A 19,448-nucleotide genomic window follows, 5' to 3' on the forward strand; every position below is an offset into this window, starting at 1 on the left:
ATTGACGCTTTTCTCCTGCCTGTTGGCTGACCGGACAATGTAACCGGGTCATCTGCACCCGTTTATCAACGGGTATGGTGATCGTGACGGTGATGCTGACACATTCTGCTGCCGATGTCTGTCGGCGGCTGACACGCCCATTACCAGGAATATCCGGCGGATGAAGTTGACTATAACGCCAGGCATCACGCCACCCCTGACGATAGTGGCTGAGTTGTATGAAGCCATTAGCCAGACCACGCTGATAGCCTGCAAGGGTGATGATGACCATCATCAACAGCATCATCGCCAGCAACGTTTCGGTCAGGCTAAAACCCTTCTCACGGCTTAAGGTATCTGACACAGGCTCACCTCATTGAGTGGGCAGAAATCACTCCAGCCGTGGGGAGAAAACAGCACCTTTCCCTTTATAATCTGCCCCGACTGCCATAATAAAACACTTCCGCTGCGGGCAATAAGCAGTACAGAGACATCATTGAAAATACGCAAACAGACACGCCAGGCCTTTTCAGGTACATACTGACAAGCCAGCGCTGGCTGGAGCTGCCACGGTTGACGTTTTCCCCACTGTAACGCGGAATGTACCCTGGCTGTATCGCGGATCGCCTGAACTTCATTCGCCGTTTGCGCCATCAGTGATCGTTGCCGTTGATCACTGCCCTGCAACAATATACTGCCCAGCGCCAGAAGTAATAGCACCATTAACAACGATGAAAATCCATGTTGATGGTTCATAAGTTATATCCCGTTACCCGATGCTCTGCCCTGGCCGTCACCGTCGGGTCTGTCAGCGAATGTGCCGCGAGGATCAGGGTAAATTCCGGCGAAAAACCAGAAACATCGTGACGGGTGATCTGAAAATGGGTGACAACAATCGCCTGTGGATTGGTCATTTTTTCCCATCTGCCACCATAACAACTCGTCACTCCACGCTGGGTTTCCAGCGCCCCTTGATGCAGACGGAAACCGGTGACGTCAGACTCCGTCTGCGGTGCCCGTTCCCAGATGCCATTACTGTTGCTATCCCAGCGCACGATGACACAGCGCCCACCACGGGTGATCAGCAAAGGTTGCCCTATGCAGTTGCCATGACAATATCCGGCACGTTGCAGATGTTTTGCAATCGTATACAAACGCTGCCACAGTTCGTTATCGAGGGCTTGCTGATAATTCTGGCGTAATACCTGCCGTTGCAGAGCAGGCAGAAAGCGTGCGGCACTGATCAATAAAACAGAACTCACCGCCATCGCAACAAGTGTTTCAGCTAACGAAAAACCCCGCGCTATTACTGACATGATACGCTTTCCTCATTACGGCACAGACGCACGCGCCCCCAGTGAGAGACAATAATGTTCCAGCTCTCTTCCCCACTTTGCAGCCGGATGTGCCCGGCCCATGCACTGTTGCGCAGACCATAAAAGCCTAATCCCGGCGTGATATGACTGAGCGTCACTTCCGACCAGTGAGGGCGTAAAGTAAAAGGCACCGTGACATCACAGCCCGTCGGTGGCTCAGCGCTGGTCAGGCACCAGCCCTCTGCCGTCCGTTCCCCCCATACCGGGCGGTTGCGATTATGCCAGTTGGCGTCATCACGCAGCAGCAGCAAATAGTCACGCACCTGGCTGGCGGTTTGCCATAAACGCTGCTGCTGTTGCCAGCGTTGCCAGCTATATATCCCGCCTGCGCTGAGGATCAGCAGCAGTGTCAGGGTGACTAAGGTTTCAATCAGGGTGTAGCCATGTTGTCTGTTCATGGCGTGAGTATGCAGCAAGCGCATAATGATGACGATGAGCAAAGGGCAGACCTGGATCTTCCGTCGATAAGAGATATCAGGCGTTGCAGTACGTTAAGCGATATTGTGAAGCGTGATCTGATTTTTCAGCGGAAGCGTCATATCCGGGGTATTTTTTGTTTCAGCAGCGCGTCAATATGACGGCCATAAGGGGCGAGATGAGAGTAGATGGGTTCGTTCCAGTCCGGTCAGCAATAAGGTCACGGGCTGAGTTCAGGAGAATAAAAAAGCACCCTGATCAACAGGATGCTACTGATACTGATCATGCACGACTACGCAGGCACTTAAATCGCCACCGGTGCTTTAATTCCAGGATGGGGATCATAACCGGTGATCTCAAAATCTTCATACTGATAATCGAAGATCGAGGCAGGTTGACGTTTAATCACTAATTGCGGCAGTGAACGCGGCTCACGACTCAGCTGTAAGCGCGCCTGCTCAAGATGGTTACTGTACAGGTGAGTATCGCCACCAGTCCAGACAAAATCCCCTACCCTCAGCTGACACTGTTGCGCCAGCATATGCACCAGCAGGGCATAGCTGGCAATATTAAACGGTAAACCGAGGAATACATCACACGAGCGCTGATAGAGCTGGCAGGAAAGTTTGCCATTGGCGACATAAAACTGGAAAAAGGCATGACAGGGTGCCAGTACCATTTTATCCAGTTCACCGACATTCCACGCCGAAACAATAATCCGCCGGGAGTCAGGATCATGCTTTAGCTGTTCGACAACGGTGGCAATCTGGTCGATATGGCGGCCATCTGGCGCAGGCCAGGCGCGCCATTGCTGACCATATACCGGGCCCAGGTCACCCTTGTCATCTGCCCACTCATCCCAGATGGTGACATGATTTTGCTGCAGCCAGCTGATGTTGGTGTCACCACGAAGAAACCACAGCAACTCATGAATAATAGAGCGCAAATGACAGCGCTTGGTGGTCACCAGCGGAAAGCCTTCCTGCAGGTTAAAACGCATCTGATGGCCGAAAAGAGAGATCGTGCCCGTACCGGTGCGATCATTTTTAGCCGTACCTTCGGTAAGCACTTTCTGCATCAAAGCAAGATACTGTTTCATATTTCCTCAGAACGTTTATTGTCCGGGCGATGACGATACGCCCAGGCCATCATTATGATACCGGCAAGCACCATCGGGATCGAAAGGATCTGTCCCATCGTGATGTACTGAACCCATGCTCCGGTAAACTGTTGATCGGGCTGGCGGAAGAACTCGGCAATAATACGCAAGACGCCATAACCAATTAAGAATAAACCCGATACCGAACCAGCCGGGCGGGGTTTACGGATAAACACATTCAGGATCACAAATAAGACTACCCCTTCCAGCAGCAGTTCATATAACTGTGACGGGTGACGTGGCAACGCCCCGTAAGTATCCAGCAAGGACTGCCATTGCGGATGGGAAGGTATCAATGCCAGATCTTCTTGCCGTGAAGCAGGAAAAATCATCGCATAGTGGAAGCCAGGATCGACACGTCCCCACAATTCACCATTAATAAAATTCCCCAGTCGCCCAGCCCCGAGACCGAATGGGATTAGCGGAGCGATGAAGTCAGAGACCTGAAAGAAGGTACGTCCGGTGCGCCGGGCAAAAATCATCATCACGATGATGACGCCAATCAGCCCGCCATGGAATGACATTCCCCCTTCCCAGACCCGGAACAGATAGAGGGGATCATGTAAAAAGGCAGGCAGGTTATAGAACAGAACATAACCGATACGGCCGCCGAGAAATACGCCCAGAAATCCTGCATATAACAGATTTTCAACGTCATTTTTGCTCCAGCCACTGCCGGGGCGATTCGCACGACGGGTTGCCAGCCACATCGCGAAAACAAACCCCACCAGATACATCAAGCCATACCAGTGGAGAGCCACCGGGCCGATGGAAAAGATCACCGGATCAATATCCGGAAAATGCAGGTAGCCACTATTCATCTGTCACCATAAAGACTTGTTATTTGACCTAAAACAGACCGCGCTTAGCGTACACGCTGATCCGATACGGCGCATCCAGGAGGCGAATCATAACATAAGGCTAATTCGCTGGCGGTATGGTTATGATAAAAGATGCCGTATTGCCACTGATATCCGTCGCCAGTGTCATCTGCTGAAATGCGGATCCATCGCATCATTGAGCGTCCATCCCACCAGGCGCAACCAGTCCTGGCATCGACAGCACGGAGAAACCGCAACGTACAGGTAACCGGTGAGGATTTCGGCCACTGACCAGAGCCAGAATAGAAGGGAAAATAGACTGATGGCCCAAGTGGTTAGATATTGCCACGGGCACGTGGAGCCCCTCCGCGTACCAGACTGCCGATCCCGCACTGCGCCATAAAGGTCATGACCTGATGACGAACCTCAGCCGCTGTCTGTGCGGCCAGGCTGCGGCTTGCCAGCGCCTGCGCCTGGTCGATATCAATATGGTGTAGCAGGTATTTTATCTTTGCCACTGCGTGGGCATTCATCGACAGATGACGATATCCGAGTCCCATCAGGATCGCCACAGACATCGGATCACCGGCCATTTCGCCACAGATACGCAAGTCTATCGCTGCGCGCTGCGCATCACGGGCGATCATCGCCAGCACCCGCAATACAGCGGGATGCAGGCTGTCATACATTGCCGCTACCCGGGTATTGTTGCGATCCACCGCTAACAGATACTGAGTGAGATCATTGCTGCCCACCGAGATAAAATCGATATGACTCGCCAGTTGTGGCAACATAAATACCATCGCTGGCACTTCCAGCATCATCCCAACCGGTAGCGGGGGGATCGCCCTGCCGATCATCGCTTCAACTTGCTGGCTGGCACGGACAATCAAACGACGCGCTTCCTCTATTTCATCGAGGGTGGTCACCATTGGCAGTAAAATGCTGAGATTGCCTGTGGCAACATTAGCACGCAACATCGCCCGCACCTGGATCAGAAATATTTCCGGCTGGTCAAGGGTAATGCGAATACCACGCCAGCCAAGAGCCGGGTTCTCTTCGCTGATCGGCATATATGGTAGTGGTTTATCGGCACCGATATCGAGGGTGCGCAGGGTCACCGGTTTATCACCGAACATTTGTAGTATCTGCTGATATTGTGTGATCTGCTGCGCTTCTGACGGGAAACCACGCTGTAACATAAACGCAATCTCAGAGCGGTACAGACCGATACCATCGATAAAGTGGGCGGTTTTTTCTTCAGGCTCAAGGCTGAGCCCCGCATTCAGCATCAGCTGTATCCGTTCACCACTCTTCAGTGTCGCTGGCTGTGTTAGATCCGCGGTCAGTAACTGGCTGAGTTGCTGTTCTTCACGGCTCAGACGCTGGTATTCCTGCAGGAGGGCAGATTCAGGATCGATGAGTAATTCCCCACGATAGCCATCAATAACCAGCATATGACCGTGTAAAAGTGACGGCTGAATATCCACCCCCATCACCATCGGAATACCGAGCGCCCGCACCATGATAGCCGCATGAGAATTGGCCGCCCCATCGCGTACAACCACACCTGCCAGCTTCTCCTGCGGCACTTCTGCCAGTGTTGTTGCAGAAAGTTCATCGGCAACCAGTATCATATGCAGCGGCCAGCTATCCGGAGGCTGATGGGTGTCATTAAGATAAAACAGAAGGCGCTGTCCCAGTAAGCGTAGATCGCCTGCGCGCTCCTGCAGGTAGCTATCCTTTAGAGCAGCAAACTGACCGGCAAATTTTTCGATGACTTTTTTTACCGCCCATTGCGCCACCGCCCCCTGATTTACTTCCGTGAATAACGCCTGGCGCAGACGGGTATCAGACAACAGATGGGCATAGAGATCAAAAATGGCCGCCGTCTCTTTTTGTGCGCCTGCTACATAGCGTTTACTGTAACGGCGAAATTCAGTGGCTGCCTTTTCCAGGGCATCAGTCAGACGTTCACTTTCCGCTGCCGTGTCCAGTGAGGAAGCCTCATGCACCTGTTCCATGAGCGGCATGCGGGTATCGGCCCAGCCTTGTGCAACCGCGATGCCGGGAGAGGCTGGCAACGCACCGATCCGGATCTGACGATACTGACCAAATAGCAACGCCAGTTGTGACTGAAAAAGAATGGCCGCTATTTGCGTTGCCAGGGTGACAAGAAAAGATTCTTCGTTTTTATTAAACTGGCGCTGCTCACGCTGCTGGACAACCAATACCCCCATAACTGACGCCGCTGAATAATCGGCACGCCAAGAAAAGCGCGATAACGCGCTTCCTTAACCGCCGGAATAAATTTAAAACCGGGATGCGTTTGGGCATCAGCAAGATTAATCGGTTGTGCCAGACGTCCGACACGCCCCACCAGCCCTTCATCAAAAGCGAAAGTGACGGTATGGTCGCGTGGTTTTTTCAATCCACGAGTCGCCATCAGGTAATAGCAACGCCGATCATGATCAGCCAGATAGACTGAACAGGCTTCTGTTGCCATCGCCTGGCAAACCTCGCTGACCAGAATATTGAGCGCCACATTTAATCGTGGCGCACTGGCAACCTTCTCAACGATTTCTCGTAACCGGGTGAGCATAATGTACGCGATTCAGAATGATGGTGGCTGCTATTTATCCCCTGGCAGGGTTCTGAATCCTTATCTCCTCCGTGTATATGCTGCCTGCCTGCTTTTTAGCCTCTTTTCCGGCGATAAGCAGACAGATGCTGCGGTTTAGAGGGGGGTTCCGTCAGCGACATCGCCACGCTGGCGAACTCTTTCATTACCCGACGATACACATCGCGTTTAAACGACACCACCTGGCGTACCGGATACCAGTAACTGACCCAACGCCAGCCATCAAACTCTGGTATGCTGCTGGCTTGCATATTGATTGTGGTATCACTGCTGATTAACTGCAACAGAAACCATTTCTGTTTCTGGCCAATACACACTGGCCGGGTATCCCAACGCACCAAACGTTTCGGCAATTTGTAACGCAGCCAGTTACGGGTAACGGCGAGGATGCGTACATCTTTACGGCTTAATCCCACCTCTTCGAACAATTCCCGATACATCGCCTGCTCGGCTGACTCTCCCGGGTTTATGCCCCCCTGCGGAAACTGCCATGAGTGCTGGCCATAGCGCCTGGCCCACACCACCTGCCCCTGGCGATTACAAATTACAATACCGACATTTGGGCGGTAGCCATCGTCATCAATCACCGGACTACCTCAATATCATCTTTAATATCAACGATTGTTTCATACTCGCCGGAAACGGTAAACCATTCTGTGACACCCCGTTTAACGAATAACATTTGAATAACTCACAGTCGCGAACCGAGTTATAAACAACATAAACCTTTTCCACCCTGTTTTATGCACTTTTTCTGTGGATAGAGTTGTGAAAAAGCATGGAATTAACAAGGGAAAACCCCACTATCAACTGAAACACCGGATGGCTTATTTTTTTATAACAACATGATATTCATCACATTATCATACTATAATACCGACAGTCACAGGATGAAATTAATTTCATTACTGCCCTGTTTCTGTGGCTGATGAAAGATCAGGCACCAGTAATTTTATCCACAGTTTATCATAGGCTATTGCGGATAATTTCGCTAAAAACGGATGCTTCATCGGCTGAAAGGGCTGTAAATGGAACCAGTAGTCCGTTTTTTTGCTGGTTATCCTATTTTTCTGTGGATAACATAGTGTAAGATCCTGTTCATTGTCGGTGACCAGTTCTGAACAAACTGATTCTGTCATTTTCAGCATGATCCTGATGAAGTAAAAATTTATATAAATCATTACTTTGTCATATCAACAGCGGAAAAGACACATCCTGTCGGCCGCATGGTCGAGGGTTGATTGCTTTTTAGCCAGAGGCTTGTTTGTATGTTCCCCATCGCACCATTACTCTCCCCGCCCCTCAGCGAACAACAACTTCTGAGCCACGGACAACGGCTGGCAGGCTATACGCTGGGTGAACTCGCCGCACTGGCTGACATTGCTATCCCGCGTGATTTAACACGAGATAAAGGATGGACCGGTATCCTGCTGGAAAAGTGGCTGGGTGCCAGTGCCGGCAGTAAACCGCAACAGGATTTCGCCGCATTAGGCATTGAGTTAAAAACGATTCCGGTCGATCGCCGGGGACGCCCCCTGGAAACCACCTTTGTTTGCGTCGCGCCACTCACTGGCAACAGTGGTGTCAGCTGGGAGAGTTGTCATGTCCGTTATAAACTCCGGCGAGTTCTGTGGGTGCCTGTCGAAGGAGAACGCAGCATTCCGCTGGCACAACGTCGTGTCGGGACACCGCTGCTATGGAGCCCCAGCGAGGAAGAAGAGCGACAATTACGGATGGACTGGGAAGAACTGATGGATCTGATTGTACTGGGGCAGGTGGAGCGCATTACCGCGCGTCATGGCGAAGTTTTACAGCTTCGGCCAAAGGCGGCCAACAGTAAAGCATTAACGCAAGCCATTGGTATTCATGGTGAACCTATTCTTACCCTGCCACGTGGCTTTTATCTGAAAAAAAATTTCACCGCTGCCCTGCTGGCGCGCCATTTTTTTGCCGCCCAGGGTTAATGTTCAGGTTTTCTGCTTTAGAGCCTGGCCCACCTGGTTATTGACGCAGCCAGTTTGGACACGGACAGCGCGGAGAAAATAGTACGAGAGGATTTCGAGCACTGCCCAAAGCCAGAATAGCAAGTAAAATAGCCTAATGAACCAGGCTTTTAGCCTGTGTGGAAGCCGGGAAAAGACCACCGATAAACAGGCAACTTTTTCGCAGCGATTACGTTAGCTGATTTTTGTGATCGACGACACTTTTGATCCATCATACTTCTCCGGTCTTTCTGATATTGTTGACAACAAATTTATCAGTGAGTGACAGAACCAGGAATGAGTCACGATACATTTGCTGCCGCCCGTGAAGGGGACGCGATCGAACATACTGCCTCACAGGGTTGGCTGATTGCCGGTGCGGTCGGTGGCGCATTGCTCGGAGCAGCGGCGGTTGTCGCCACCGGGGGAATGAGTGCTATTGTCGTTGCCGCCACTGTCGGTGCCGGTGCTGCCGGAGGTGCCGGACTGGGCGAAGTGCCCGGCTCCATGTCCTGGGCACCCAGCCATAAAGCCGGGGTGCTAGTGAAGGGCTCGCCCAATGTCTTTATTAACGGCAAACTGGCGATTATCGCCCACCTCTCTGCTGGTGACTGCGATGAGCATGGTCCCGGGTTGCAGGTGGTGGCGGAAGGTTCCAGCAATGTGTTTATCAATGGCTATCCTGTCGCCCGGGTCGGTGACAGGCTGAGCTGCAGTGCCACCATCAGCGAAGGGTCATCCAACGTTTTCATCGGTGACGACCGGGTTCAGACCGATGATATCAACCCGGAAATCCCCGGCTGGATTTCGTCTCAAACATAATATTCGCGCTCAATAAAAGTACCAATGATCCTGTCATGCATTTCAAAAGATTTTGAGTACCCCAGAGTCTTACGATTCAGTCGCTTTAATCGGTTACGCAAATTCAGGTTTTCCCGTTCAATCCGCTGTGTATAAAGCTTACCCCTGATATGTTTTTCATCCGGCAGCAGATCATAAGCACTGAAGTTATCTGTACACCAGAAGGCAACATTAAAACCTGACAATAATTTCAGTAACCTGCGCAGTGTCTTTTTGCTTCTGCGCCCAAAAGTAGGCGCAATAATACGTTTGAGACGAGGCTCCCACGCATACCACAGCCAGCGTTGCTGCTTTTTACTGCCAGCAAAAGACCACATCTCATCCACTTCACAGATAAGCTGGATTTGCTGATTATCCAGCGGAAACGTGGTTACACATCGTGGGGCGAGTTTTTTAAAGTGCGGACAACGGCATTAATGCTGATATGCAGAGTCCTTGCGGTATCGCGGATACCGGCATTATTCATGGCAAGGTCAACAATTTGTTCTTTCATGCCGGGCTGGCAGGCACGGTAAGCGTAATCGACCTGGAAAGTACGGCAGCATGACTGACAGCGATAGCGCTAAAATCCAGCTTTGCCCAGACCATGCTTTTTAACGGGTTCAGTTTGTTGACAAAACGGGCATGTTACATCAATTTTAGCCATCTGGCGCACCGGTTAAAAAGAGTGATTATACAACATGATAAACACGTTGAATACATGACCGTATTTTCAGATATCCCGGAATGATTAAAGAAGATACTCAGGTAGCCTTGTGAGATAGCAAAACATTATCAAATTTTATTTAATGATCCACCGACAGCACCAGTACCCCACTATCTTGCTGATGATAGCGGGTTTCTGACATTGTCCGGGGAAGTAGCCAGGCGCTAAATCCCCCTAATAACCGAATCCCTCTAATGATCGGGATCACCTCTTTTGATCAGACTGCTGAATTTTTTTGATGATATTGCTGGTAGAACAGCCATCCTCAAAATTAAGCACCTGGACATCACCACCATTCGCCCATACTTCTTTGCTTCCGGCGATCTCCTCCGCTTTATAGTCACCGCCTTTTACCAGTAGATCGGGCAGGATACGGGCAATCAGGCGTTGTGGTGTGTCCTCGTCAAAAGAGACCACCCAGTCCACCGCTTCTAACGCACTGAGTACGATCATGCGCTGTTCCAGCGGGTTTACCGGACGTGACTCCCCTTTCAGCCGTTTGGTTGACGCATCGCTATTCACCGCGACAATCAGGCGATCCCCCAATTTACGCGCATTGGCCAGATAAGAAACATGCCCGGCGTGGAGGATGTCAAACACGCCATTGGTCATCACCACTTTCTCGCCACGCTGATGCGCGGCCATCACCGCCTGCTGTAACTCATCTTCACTCATGATGCCAAAACCGGTATCCGCACGCCCGCGCACCGCGTTTTCCAGCTCGACTGGCGAGACGGTGGAGGTGCCGAGTTTACCAACCACCACACCGGCTGCAGCATTGGCAAAGTAGCAGGCTTCTTCCAGGCTGCCGCCAGACGCCAGCGTCGCCGCCAGCACGCCAATAACGGTATCGCCCGCACCGGTGACGTCATATACCTCCTGCGCCTGGGCGGGCATATGCAGCGGAGGACGCCCTGGCTGTAATAGCGTCATCCCCTGCTCAGAGCGCGTCACCAGCAATGCCGATAAGCCGAAATCAGCAATAATTTTCAGGCCACGGGCAACCAGTTCTGCTTCGTCGTAACATTTACCGGCCACGGCTTCAAATTCGGCGAGATTCGGGGTCAGCAATGTTGCGCCGCGATAACGCGCAAAATCAGTGCCTTTCGGATCGATTAGCACCGGGATACCTGCATCGCGAGCCAGCTGGATCATTGTCTGAATGCTGTCCAGTGCACCTTTGGCATAGTCAGAAAGTACCAGCGCGCCTGTCGCGCCCATTGCCAGCTGGATACGCTCATGGATAGGCTGCGGATCAACCCCTGAGAAACCCTCTTCGAAATCAAGCCGGATCAGCTGTTGATTACGCGATAATACCCGCAGTTTCGTAATGGTGGGATGAGTGGGCACAGAGACAAAATCGCACTTTACATTCACATCGGCCAGCGCCTGACTGAGCGCACGCGCCGCATCGTCAATCCCGGTCAAGCCCACCAGGCGCACCGCAGCGCCCAGCGAAGCGATATTCATCGCCACGTTTGCCGCACCACCAGGACGCTCTTCAATACTGTCGACTTTCACCACAGGAACCGGGGCTTCCGGGGAGATTCGATGAGTGGGGCCATACCAGTAACGATCCAGCATCACATCGCCCACCACCAGGACTCCGGCGCGTTCAAATTTCGGCAGCGTGACTTTCATATTCTCTCCTGCAAAATACTCACTTTCGTGGCGCGCGATAATAGCACACCCTGTTTTTTAGTTAAGAGCCTGGCCCACCAGGCGTTATTGGCGCAGCCAGTTTAGACACGGACAGCGCGAAGAAACCGCAGCGTACAGGTCATACCTGAGGATTTCGAGCACTGCCCAGAGCCAAAATGGCAAGTAAAATAGCCTGATGGGCCAGGCGCTAAGCCAGCAGCCACTTCTGCCAGCTCGAATTAACCTGCTCACGCGCCTCGCTAAAGGCATCGGCAGCCATATGTCCCGGCTGTTCCTGCAACGCCAGGTGATGCAGGGCATCGCGTAACCTGATGTAGGCCTGTGTCAACCTTTGCGCCTCGTCATTATCCATAATGCCATTTTGCGCCAGTAACTGAAGGATGCGTACATTATCCGACCAGTGCGTTAATGATGGTTGCGCGTGCGCATAGCGCAGAACCAGATACTGGGCAATAAATTCAATATCGGTAATGCCACCGATACCCGCTTTGATATCAAAGCGATCGCTACATTTATTGCCATGGTGAGTACGCATTTTTTCCCGCATTTCACGCACCTCAGTCTGTAGCGTCGAACCATCACGAGGTGTACAGAGAATCGCGTGACGGATAGCCTCAAAATGCGTCTGTAATGGCGGATCGCCATACACAACACGGGCACGTACCAGCGCCTGATGTTCCCATGTCCAGGCTTCATGTTGTTGATAATCAGCGAACGCCTCAAGGGTGGTGACCAGCATTCCCGCCGCTCCGGAGGGACGTAAACGAACATCGACATCATAGAGGATCCCCAGTGCGGTGCGGGTGCTGAACAGGTGCATAATACGCTGGGCCAGGCGCAGATAGAACTGACGACCCTCGATTTCGCGCGCCCCGTTGGTCATCACATCCGCCGGACAATTATGCAGAAACACCAGATCGAGATCAGAGTTATACCCCAGCTCACGTCCCCCCAGCTTACCATAACCGACGACAGCGAAACCCTGCTCGGTCGAATGCTGTAAATGAGCAGGATAACCATAGCGCGTGACCATTTGCCGCCATGCTTGCTGTACCACCGCGGCAATTATCGCCTCCGCCAGCCAGGTTAAGTGATCACTCACTTTCATGACCGGTAGTGTCCCGGCAATATCGCTCGCGGCAATACGCAATAATTGCGCCTGTTTGAATTGACACAGCGCTTCCAGCTTTTGCTCGTCATCCTCTTCTGGCACCCGTAACAGATACTGGCGTAATTCATCGCCATAGGCACTGTTCGCCGAGGGTTGATACAGCGTATCCGGATTGAGGAGTTCATCTAACAGCAGGGGATAACGCGCTAACTGACTGGCGACCATCGGTGAAGCGACACAGAGTCTGATTAAATGTTGCAACACCCCAGGGTATTCACTGAGCAGTTCAAGATAGGTCGTCCGGGTGATGATACTGGTTAATAGCGGCATAATGCGCGCCAGGGCGAGCGGGGCATCGGTGCACAGGCATACTTCACGCAGTAAATGTGGCATCAGCTGATCGAGCACCAGACGACCACGCGGACCCACCGGGCGTTTATCCAGATCATGGCGAAAATCGGTGATCAGCGTCAGTACCACTCGGCGAGCATCATCAGCAAGGTGGGCGATTGCCGGGGTAGTCTCATCTTCCGCCAGCGCATCCTGCCACAGTTCATGCCAGTATGCTTCCAGCTGATCGTCAGCGGAAGCGGGAGAATCATCGCCAATCAATACATTAAAGATGCGTCGAACCTGAGCCATTCTGGCGGTCAGACTCGCCTCCAGTGCTGGCCAGTCGGCGGCGCCCATCGCCCATGCCAGCCGGGCACGATTAAGATCATCGGCGGGCAGCGTCTGTGTCTGCTGATCATCGATGCTTTGTAGCAGATTCTCCAGTCGGCGTAAGAACAGGTAAGCATCGCGTAGCTGGCTGGCATCCTCTTCCGGCAACAGACGCCGTTCTGCGATAGCCGCCAGCGCGGTCAGTAAGGATCGTGATTGCAGTGCTGGCTCGCGGCCACCACGAATAAGCTGGAAGACCTGAACAATAAACTCAATTTCACGGATCCCGCCCGCACCCAGCTTAATGTTATCGCGCAAACCACGACGACGCACTTCACGAGCGATCATTCCTTTCATATTACGCAGTGACTGTATGACGCTAAAGTCAATATAGCGGCGAAAAACAAAAGGTCGCAGCATCGCGTGCAGTTCACTGGCGTAATCGCTGTTATTCTCCCCCATAATCCGCGCTTTGACCATCGCATAGCGCTCCCAGTCACGTCCCTGCTCCTGATAGTAATCTTCCAGCGCCGCGAAACTTAACACCAGCGGCCCGCTGTCACCAAAAGGGCGCAGGCGCATATCCACACGATAGACGATCCCCGCGTCGGTCGGCTGATCGAGAACCTTAATCAGCCGCTGACCCAGGCGGGTAAAAAACTGGGCATTATCCTGTTCACGGCGTCCGCCCTGGGTCGTCCCCTTCTCCGGCCAGACAAAAATAAGATCGATATCGGAGGAGAAGTTCAGTTCACCGCCACCGAGTTTACCCATCCCGAGGATCAACAGCGGTTGCGCTTTGCCTTGTGCGTTAGTCGGGGTGCCCCATTCACGACAACAAGCGCGATACAGCCAGTCGCGGGCGGCCACGATCAATGTCTCTGCCAGCACACTGAGTTGCTGTAAACTCTCCTCTTCACTGACCAGCGCCAGAGTCTGCGCCCAGGCGATCCGTACCATGATCCGGCGGCGAAACAGACGTAACTCGCGCATCAGTGCCGCTTCATCATCAACATTGGCCAGCGCAGTCTGTAGCCAGACGCGGTAATCACGCCACTCCTGCGCCACTGGCGGTGAGGCGGTCAACTCCAGCAACCACTGCGGGTGCGCAATCAGATTCTGGCGGACAAAATCGCTGAATGTTATCACGGCCTGTAGCTGTGGCGTGAGCGCTGATGAGGGAAAATCCGCTGGCAACTGGTTGATGATGGTTCGCCAGTGCTGCTGTAAGGGCAAAGAGAGCGACATATTGGCCTCCTCCTGAGGGTTATTATCGTTTGCCACTATGCAACCAGAAGGGTTCGGCGGCCAGTACCTGATGACAAAAATCAGCAATCAGCGGGATATTTTTGTGTTCAATAGCGCGATAAAGCGCCTGCCAGCGGGCCAGCCACGGCGTGGCGGCATCGGCATAAGCGCTTGCCAGTAGCTGGATACAGCCGATTTCACGCGCCAGATGCGGCAACTGATCATGATAATGGCTGGCTGAATTCGGCTGAAAAGCCTTTTTTAAATTCGCCAGTGCCTGCGACAGATGAATATCAGCAAAACGTTTAAAAGAGCCGCTGATCTGCTTTTGCGCTTGCGGGTCTAAAAATGAGCGCCACTCCCGATTCGCCAGCCATGCTGTCAGCGTGAGCTTCGCGCCGACGGTGACGGTACTGAACAGGGCGGCAGATGTGGTGTCCGCCGCCGCCAGCACCGCCTCTGCCGCATTGAGCTGTTCACGGATCGCCGCCGTCGCCTTACGGGGCACAACCCCGCCAAACAGCGTCAGGGTATAGCGTACCCGCGCAATGGCCTGCAGGATCTCTGTTTTTGCCGCCGAATAGCCCTGCGCCCAGACTTCATCATGATACAGCCAGTGCGTCAGCGCACTTTCCAGCGCCGCCACCAGCCCTTGTTCAAGGGTGGCTTTGGCGGGCAGGCGCAAAATACCGAGCGATTTCGGCAGAGATTTCGTCTTATCTTGTATCAGATGGTAACCGCGTGCGGCTTTACTCAGCCCCCCCTGACGCAGGACGCCAACGCTCAACAGGCGACGGGCAAGGGTCAGCACATCCGGTAAATGACCAGAGAGCAACTCCAGTTCCAGTTCACAAATCGCCTGCTGGCGATCCGCCGTTTTGACCGCACCGCGATCGAGGGCGATTTCAATCGTGCTTGCCCCTTCATTAATCTGCCATTTTTCGCGGCTAAAATCGGTACTGAATAATGGCCGTATATTTTGCGCCAGCGTGGCAGGTAACTGACCTTGTGGCCAGACGTCAGCAGGAAGGCGATCCAGTGCCAGTTCAGGTTGTTGCAGGGGGATATTGTATTCCGGACGCTGATGCAAGCCGCCTGTCATATGGCCTGCCGTTTTCAATGTCATTTCATACTGCCCGCGTTCGCCGCGAATCCGCAATCCAATATCATGGCTACGCAGCCAGCCCTCTGCGGTGTCGTAATAAATATTCTGCAATGAGCTCGCCGCAGTATGTTGTGCATCGAGAGTATTAAGATAGTGACGCAAATTTTCTACGCCGTTATCCATTATGATGAATTTTAATTCTATTTCTTGCGCCATAAATAAATTATTCCACCGCTTTTTTGTATCCGGCCATCAGGAGCGAACTAAGCCCTGAATCTCTTGTCAATAAATAGTATTTGGCGATAATGCGCGATGCAATGTGCATTTTGTCAGGCTATCCGCCTGTTTTTTCCGATGGTGACAGAAAACTTTACAGCGTTATGGCGATGCCATAATTGTCGTTCCACTTTTTATCATTCAATAATGAGCCGATGCTAAAATTACGCTTTATCCTGTGGGGTGTACTGGCGCTGACCGCCATAGCAGCAACCCATGCGGAAGAACAACGTTATATTTCCGATGAGCTGAATACCTGGCTACGCACGGGCCCCGGTGATGAGTACCGCCTGCAGGGCACCATCAATGCCGGAGACGCGGTTTCTTTACTGCAAACCAATGACAGCAACGGTTACGCGCAAATCCGCGACAGCAATGGTCGTACCGCCTGGTTACCACAGAAATATCTGAGCACCGAACCCAGTTTACGTACCCGAGTCCCTGATCTGGAAAATCAGGTAAAAACCCTGACCAGTAAACTCAATAATATTGATAATACCTGGAATCAGCGCACCGCAGAAATGCAGGCAAAGGTCGCCAGTAGCGATGACACCATTAACACCCTGCAGGAAGAAAACCAGAAGCTGAAAAATGAACTTATTATTGCCCGTAAAAAGGTCGATCTTGCCAATCTGCAACTGGATGACAAACAACGCCTCATTATCATGCAATGGTTTATCTACGGTGGCGGTGTGCTGGGTATGGGTCTGTTGCTCGGTTTGATACTCCCCTATCTGATCCCACGACGCCGACGCAAAGATCGATGGATGAACTAAGAACCTGTCTGACACCGACAGTGCCGGGAACCCACCGTGTACAGGGAGTACGTGACGATTTCAGGCACTGCCGGGAGACAAAATAGCAAGCCAATTAGCCTGATGGGATAGACTCCGATTCGTTTTCTTTGTCAGACTCACGTATCATTCTGATTGTCACAGAGATGTAAGGAGTCAACGGTGAAATGTTATCTGGTTGGCGGTGCTGTCCGCGATGCGTTATTGGGCCTCCCGGTGAAAGACAGGGATTGGGTGGTCGTCGGTGCGACACCTGCACAGTTGCTTGTGGCGGGTTATCAGCAGGTTGGGCGCGATTTTCCCGTCTTTCTACACCCGGAAAGCCGGGAAGAGTATGCACTGGCACGCACGGAACGTAAATCTGGTTCCGGTTACACCGGTTTTATCTGTTATGCCGCCGCCGATGTCACCCTGGAGCAGGATCTGCAACGCCGTGATTTAACCATCAATGCGCTGGCGCAGGATGACAATGGCCAGATTATTGACCCCTATCATGGCCTGGCCGATTTACACGCAGGCTTGCTGCGCCATGTCTCACCGGCCTTCAGTGAAGATCCACTGCGCGTCTTGCGGGTAGCGCGTTTTGCCGCCCGTTATGCCCATCTGGGATTTCGTATTGCAGATGAAACACTGGCTCTGATGCGTCATATGGCGACCAGCGGTGAGCTGTCACAACTGACCCCGGAACGGGTCTGGAAAGAGACCGCCAGTGCCCTTGCCAGCCATAATCCACAGGTTTTTTTCCAGACGCTACGCGATTGTCAGGCACTCAGGATCCTGTTTCCGGAACTGGATGCGCTGTTCGGTGTACCCGCCCCGGCGCAGTGGCATCCGGAAATTGACACCGGTTTGCATACCCTGATGACGCTGACCATAGCGACAATGCTGTCGCCGGAAATCGATGTGCGCTTCGCCGCACTGTGTCACGATCTGGGTAAAGGACTGACGCCGAAAGCACAGTGGCCCCATCATCACGGTCATGGCCCGGCCGGTATCCGGCTGATTGAGAATATCTGTCACCGCCTGCATGTGCCGAATGAAATACGTGATCTGGCTCGCTGTGTGGCCGAATTTCACGATCTGATCCATACCTTGCCTGATCTGTCGGCCAGCACCCTGATCCAGTTGTTCGATCGAATCGATGCGTGGCGGAAGCCGCAACGGGTAGAGCAGATCGCGCTCACCAGTGAAGCGGATATGCGTGGCCGCGCGGGATTTGAAACACGCGATTATCCTCAGGGGCGTCTGTTGCGCGAAGCCTGGCAAATCGCCCAATCGATCCCCACCCAGGCGGTGCTGGCACAGGGCTTTAAAGGCATGGCGATCCGCCATGAACTGACCAGAAGAAGAATTGCGGCTATTGAGCAGTGGCAGAAAGCACGCTTTCCTCAGTCCGCAGGCTGAGGAGCGGCTTCTCACCGCGGCAAACCCGCCGCAGAGAGCATCGCGTTTCAGGCTGACGGGATATCCGGGGCGCGGGAGCGCTCAATCACCACGCCAACACGCCTGGCTCTGGCCACCGCCCCGGGTTTGCTGACTTTAATACGCACCCACGGCGAGGGATAATTTTCCAGTAACAGTGTCGCAACCTCTTCAGCGACACGTTCTACCAACATAAAGCGCCCGCTTTCGACATAATCAGTGATCCGCTCGCTGATCTCAGCATAATTGAGACAATCGCCAAGCTGATCGCTGCTGGCCGCCTGACGGTTACCCCATGCCATTTCGATATCGAATACCAGCTTCTGTTTGATGGTTTGCTCCCATTCGTAAGCACCAATCGTAGTGATAACCTCCAGTTGTTCGATAAAAACAATATCCATCATGATCCTCCTGTTTCGGCTAAAACTGCCTATCACTGCTGGCAAATGATGCGTATTATCCATAGATACAAAGCAACTCCCTAACGAATTCGTCTTGCCGCAACCACGCGCAGTGACGGGAACAGTAATCTTGTCAGAATGGAGCCGCTTATGAGTGTTATCGCAGCGGGAATGGTTATTATCGCCTATCTTTGCGGCTCCGTTTCCAGTGCCATTCTGGTATGCCGTTTCGCAGGGTTTCCCGATCCACGCCAGTGTCGCTCAGGTAATGCCGGGGCAACCAATGTATTACGTATTGCCGGTAAAGGCGCGGCCAGCACAGTGCTTATTTTTGATCTGCTCAAAGGCATGTTGCCAGTGTGGGGCGGACTGGCATTCGGTCTGACACCGTTCTGGCTGGGCCTGGTGGCTATAGCGGCCTGTGTCGGGCATATCTGGCCAGTGTTCTTCCATTTTCATGGCGGTAAAGGAGTGGCGACGGCATTTGGCGCTATTGTCCCCTGCGGCAGAGATTTGGCGATGGTGCTGGCGACAACCTGGCTTGTGACCCTGCTACTAAGCGGTTACTCGTCACTGGCGGCGATCGTCAGCGCCCTGATGGCACCGCTGTATGCCTGGTGGCTGACACCACAATATATCTTGCCGGTATCGATGCTCTCTGGTCTGATCCTGTTACGCCATCACAGCAATATCCGGCGTCTGTGGCATCATCAGGAGACAAAAATCTGGTTACAACGGCAGAGAAGTGACAAAAACGACACCAGCGCGAATCAGTCAAAATAGCGGGCAGAGGGAAAATCCCCCGGCTGAGTGGGAACCGGGGG

General features: G+C 52.8%; 16 protein-coding genes and 4 pseudogenes. 5 read left to right on the forward strand and 15 right to left on the reverse strand.

Going from position 1 to position 19,448, the window contains the following annotated elements; all coding sequences use genetic code 11:
* Window positions 1-22: 22 nt before the first annotated feature.
* The 9 genes and pseudogenes from PT300_14020 to PT300_14060 form a co-directional block, all read right to left on the reverse strand.
* Window positions 23-343, reverse strand: a pseudogene (locus PT300_14020) (prepilin-type N-terminal cleavage/methylation domain-containing protein).
* The gene (locus tag PT300_14025; protein ID MDF7681640.1) at window positions 328-735 is read right to left on the reverse strand and encodes a DUF2509 family protein; all 408 of its coding nucleotides are present in this window, start codon (window positions 733-735) and stop codon (window positions 328-330) included. Before PT300_14025 ends, PT300_14020 begins: the two are co-directional and overlap by 16 nt.
* Window positions 732-1,295: a prepilin peptidase-dependent protein gene (locus PT300_14030; GenBank protein ID MDF7681641.1), complete on the reverse strand. Its 564-nt coding sequence runs from the start codon at window positions 1,293-1,295 to the stop codon at window positions 732-734. The genes PT300_14025 and PT300_14030 overlap by 4 nt, the downstream gene beginning before the upstream one ends.
* Entirely contained in the window at window positions 1,286-1,777 is a 492-nt protein-coding gene (locus PT300_14035) for a prepilin peptidase-dependent protein (protein MDF7681642.1), read from the reverse strand. Before PT300_14035 ends, PT300_14030 begins: the two co-directional genes overlap by 10 nt.
* Window positions 1,778-2,076: 299 nt before the next feature.
* A complete protein-coding gene (gene thyA / locus PT300_14040; protein MDF7681643.1) occupies window positions 2,077-2,871 on the reverse strand; it encodes a thymidylate synthase in 795 nt (264 codons plus the stop codon).
* The gene (lgt, locus tag PT300_14045; protein ID MDF7681644.1) at window positions 2,868-3,752 is read right to left on the reverse strand and encodes a prolipoprotein diacylglyceryl transferase; all 885 of its coding nucleotides are present in this window, start codon (window positions 3,750-3,752) and stop codon (window positions 2,868-2,870) included. Before lgt ends, thyA begins: the two co-directional genes overlap by 4 nt.
* A gap of 335 nt (window positions 3,753-4,087) precedes the next feature.
* A pseudogene (ptsP, locus tag PT300_14050) lies at window positions 4,088-6,354 on the reverse strand (phosphoenolpyruvate--protein phosphotransferase).
* Window positions 6,355-6,449: 95 nt separating this feature from the next.
* Window positions 6,450-6,980, reverse strand: a complete 531-nt coding sequence (rppH, locus tag PT300_14055; protein ID MDF7681645.1) for an RNA pyrophosphohydrolase — start codon at window positions 6,978-6,980, stop codon at window positions 6,450-6,452.
* Window positions 6,981-7,298: 318 nt separating this feature from the next.
* Window positions 7,299-7,532: a hypothetical protein gene (locus PT300_14060; GenBank protein ID MDF7681646.1), complete on the reverse strand. Its 234-nt coding sequence runs from the start codon at window positions 7,530-7,532 to the stop codon at window positions 7,299-7,301.
* A 129-nt stretch (window positions 7,533-7,661) separates the two neighbouring features.
* On the opposite strand from PT300_14060, the gene mutH reads away from it, so the two are divergent.
* Both mutH and PT300_14070 read left to right on the forward strand, forming a co-directional pair.
* Window positions 7,662-8,357: a DNA mismatch repair endonuclease MutH gene (gene mutH, locus PT300_14065; protein MDF7681647.1), complete on the forward strand. Its 696-nt coding sequence runs from the start codon at window positions 7,662-7,664 to the stop codon at window positions 8,355-8,357.
* A 315-nt stretch (window positions 8,358-8,672) separates the two neighbouring features.
* Window positions 8,673-9,182 (forward strand): annotated as a pseudogene (locus PT300_14070) (PAAR domain-containing protein).
* Between the two features lie 5 nt (window positions 9,183-9,187).
* On the opposite strand, the pseudogene PT300_14075 reads toward PT300_14070, so the two are convergent.
* The 5 genes and pseudogenes from PT300_14075 to PT300_14095 all read right to left on the reverse strand — a co-directional run bounded on the left by PT300_14075 (window position 9,188) and on the right by PT300_14095 (window position 15,947).
* Window positions 9,188-9,882: pseudogene (locus PT300_14075) on the reverse strand (IS1 family transposase).
* Window positions 9,883-10,021: 139 nt separating this feature from the next.
* Complete coding sequence (locus tag PT300_14080) at window positions 10,022-10,150, reverse strand: hypothetical protein (GenBank protein MDF7681648.1); 129 nt, start codon at window positions 10,148-10,150, stop codon at window positions 10,022-10,024.
* On the reverse strand, window positions 10,147-11,583 hold the full coding sequence (hldE, locus tag PT300_14085; GenBank protein MDF7681649.1) for a bifunctional D-glycero-beta-D-manno-heptose-7-phosphate kinase/D-glycero-beta-D-manno-heptose 1-phosphate adenylyltransferase HldE: 1,437 nt from the start codon (window positions 11,581-11,583) through the stop codon (window positions 10,147-10,149). The genes PT300_14080 and hldE overlap by 4 nt, the downstream gene beginning before the upstream one ends.
* A gap of 208 nt (window positions 11,584-11,791) precedes the next feature.
* Entirely contained in the window at window positions 11,792-14,626 is a 2,835-nt protein-coding gene (gene glnE / locus PT300_14090) for a bifunctional [glutamate--ammonia ligase]-adenylyl-L-tyrosine phosphorylase/[glutamate--ammonia-ligase] adenylyltransferase (protein MDF7681650.1), read from the reverse strand.
* Window positions 14,627-14,648: 22 nt separating this feature from the next.
* Window positions 14,649-15,947 carry an inorganic triphosphatase gene (locus PT300_14095; GenBank protein ID MDF7681651.1) on the reverse strand — a complete coding sequence of 433 codons (1,299 nt, stop codon included), beginning with the start codon at window positions 15,945-15,947 and terminating at the stop codon, window positions 14,649-14,651.
* Window positions 15,948-16,162: 215 nt separating this feature from the next.
* On the opposite strand from PT300_14095, the gene PT300_14100 reads away from it, so the two are divergent.
* Together PT300_14100 and PT300_14105 are read left to right on the forward strand one after the other, a co-directional pair.
* On the forward strand, window positions 16,163-16,783 hold the full coding sequence (locus PT300_14100) for a TIGR04211 family SH3 domain-containing protein (protein MDF7681652.1): 621 nt from the start codon (window positions 16,163-16,165) through the stop codon (window positions 16,781-16,783).
* Between the two features lie 180 nt (window positions 16,784-16,963).
* Window positions 16,964-18,205, forward strand: coding sequence for a multifunctional CCA addition/repair protein (locus PT300_14105; GenBank protein MDF7681653.1), 1,242 nt, complete (start codon window positions 16,964-16,966; stop codon window positions 18,203-18,205).
* A gap of 47 nt (window positions 18,206-18,252) precedes the next feature.
* On the opposite strand, the gene folB is transcribed toward PT300_14105, so the two are convergent.
* The gene (gene folB / locus PT300_14110) at window positions 18,253-18,624 is read right to left on the reverse strand and encodes a bifunctional dihydroneopterin aldolase/7,8-dihydroneopterin epimerase (GenBank protein ID MDF7681654.1); all 372 of its coding nucleotides are present in this window, start codon (window positions 18,622-18,624) and stop codon (window positions 18,253-18,255) included.
* Window positions 18,625-18,774: 150 nt separating this feature from the next.
* Between folB and plsY the strand changes: the two genes are divergently transcribed.
* Complete coding sequence (gene plsY / locus PT300_14115; GenBank protein MDF7681655.1) at window positions 18,775-19,407, forward strand: glycerol-3-phosphate 1-O-acyltransferase PlsY; 633 nt, start codon at window positions 18,775-18,777, stop codon at window positions 19,405-19,407.
* Window positions 19,408-19,448 lie beyond the last annotated feature (41 nt).

It is taken from the genome of Enterobacteriaceae bacterium ESL0689 (genome assembly GCA_029433525.1).
Classification (GTDB): Bacteria; Pseudomonadota; Gammaproteobacteria; order Enterobacterales; family Enterobacteriaceae; genus JAQTIF01.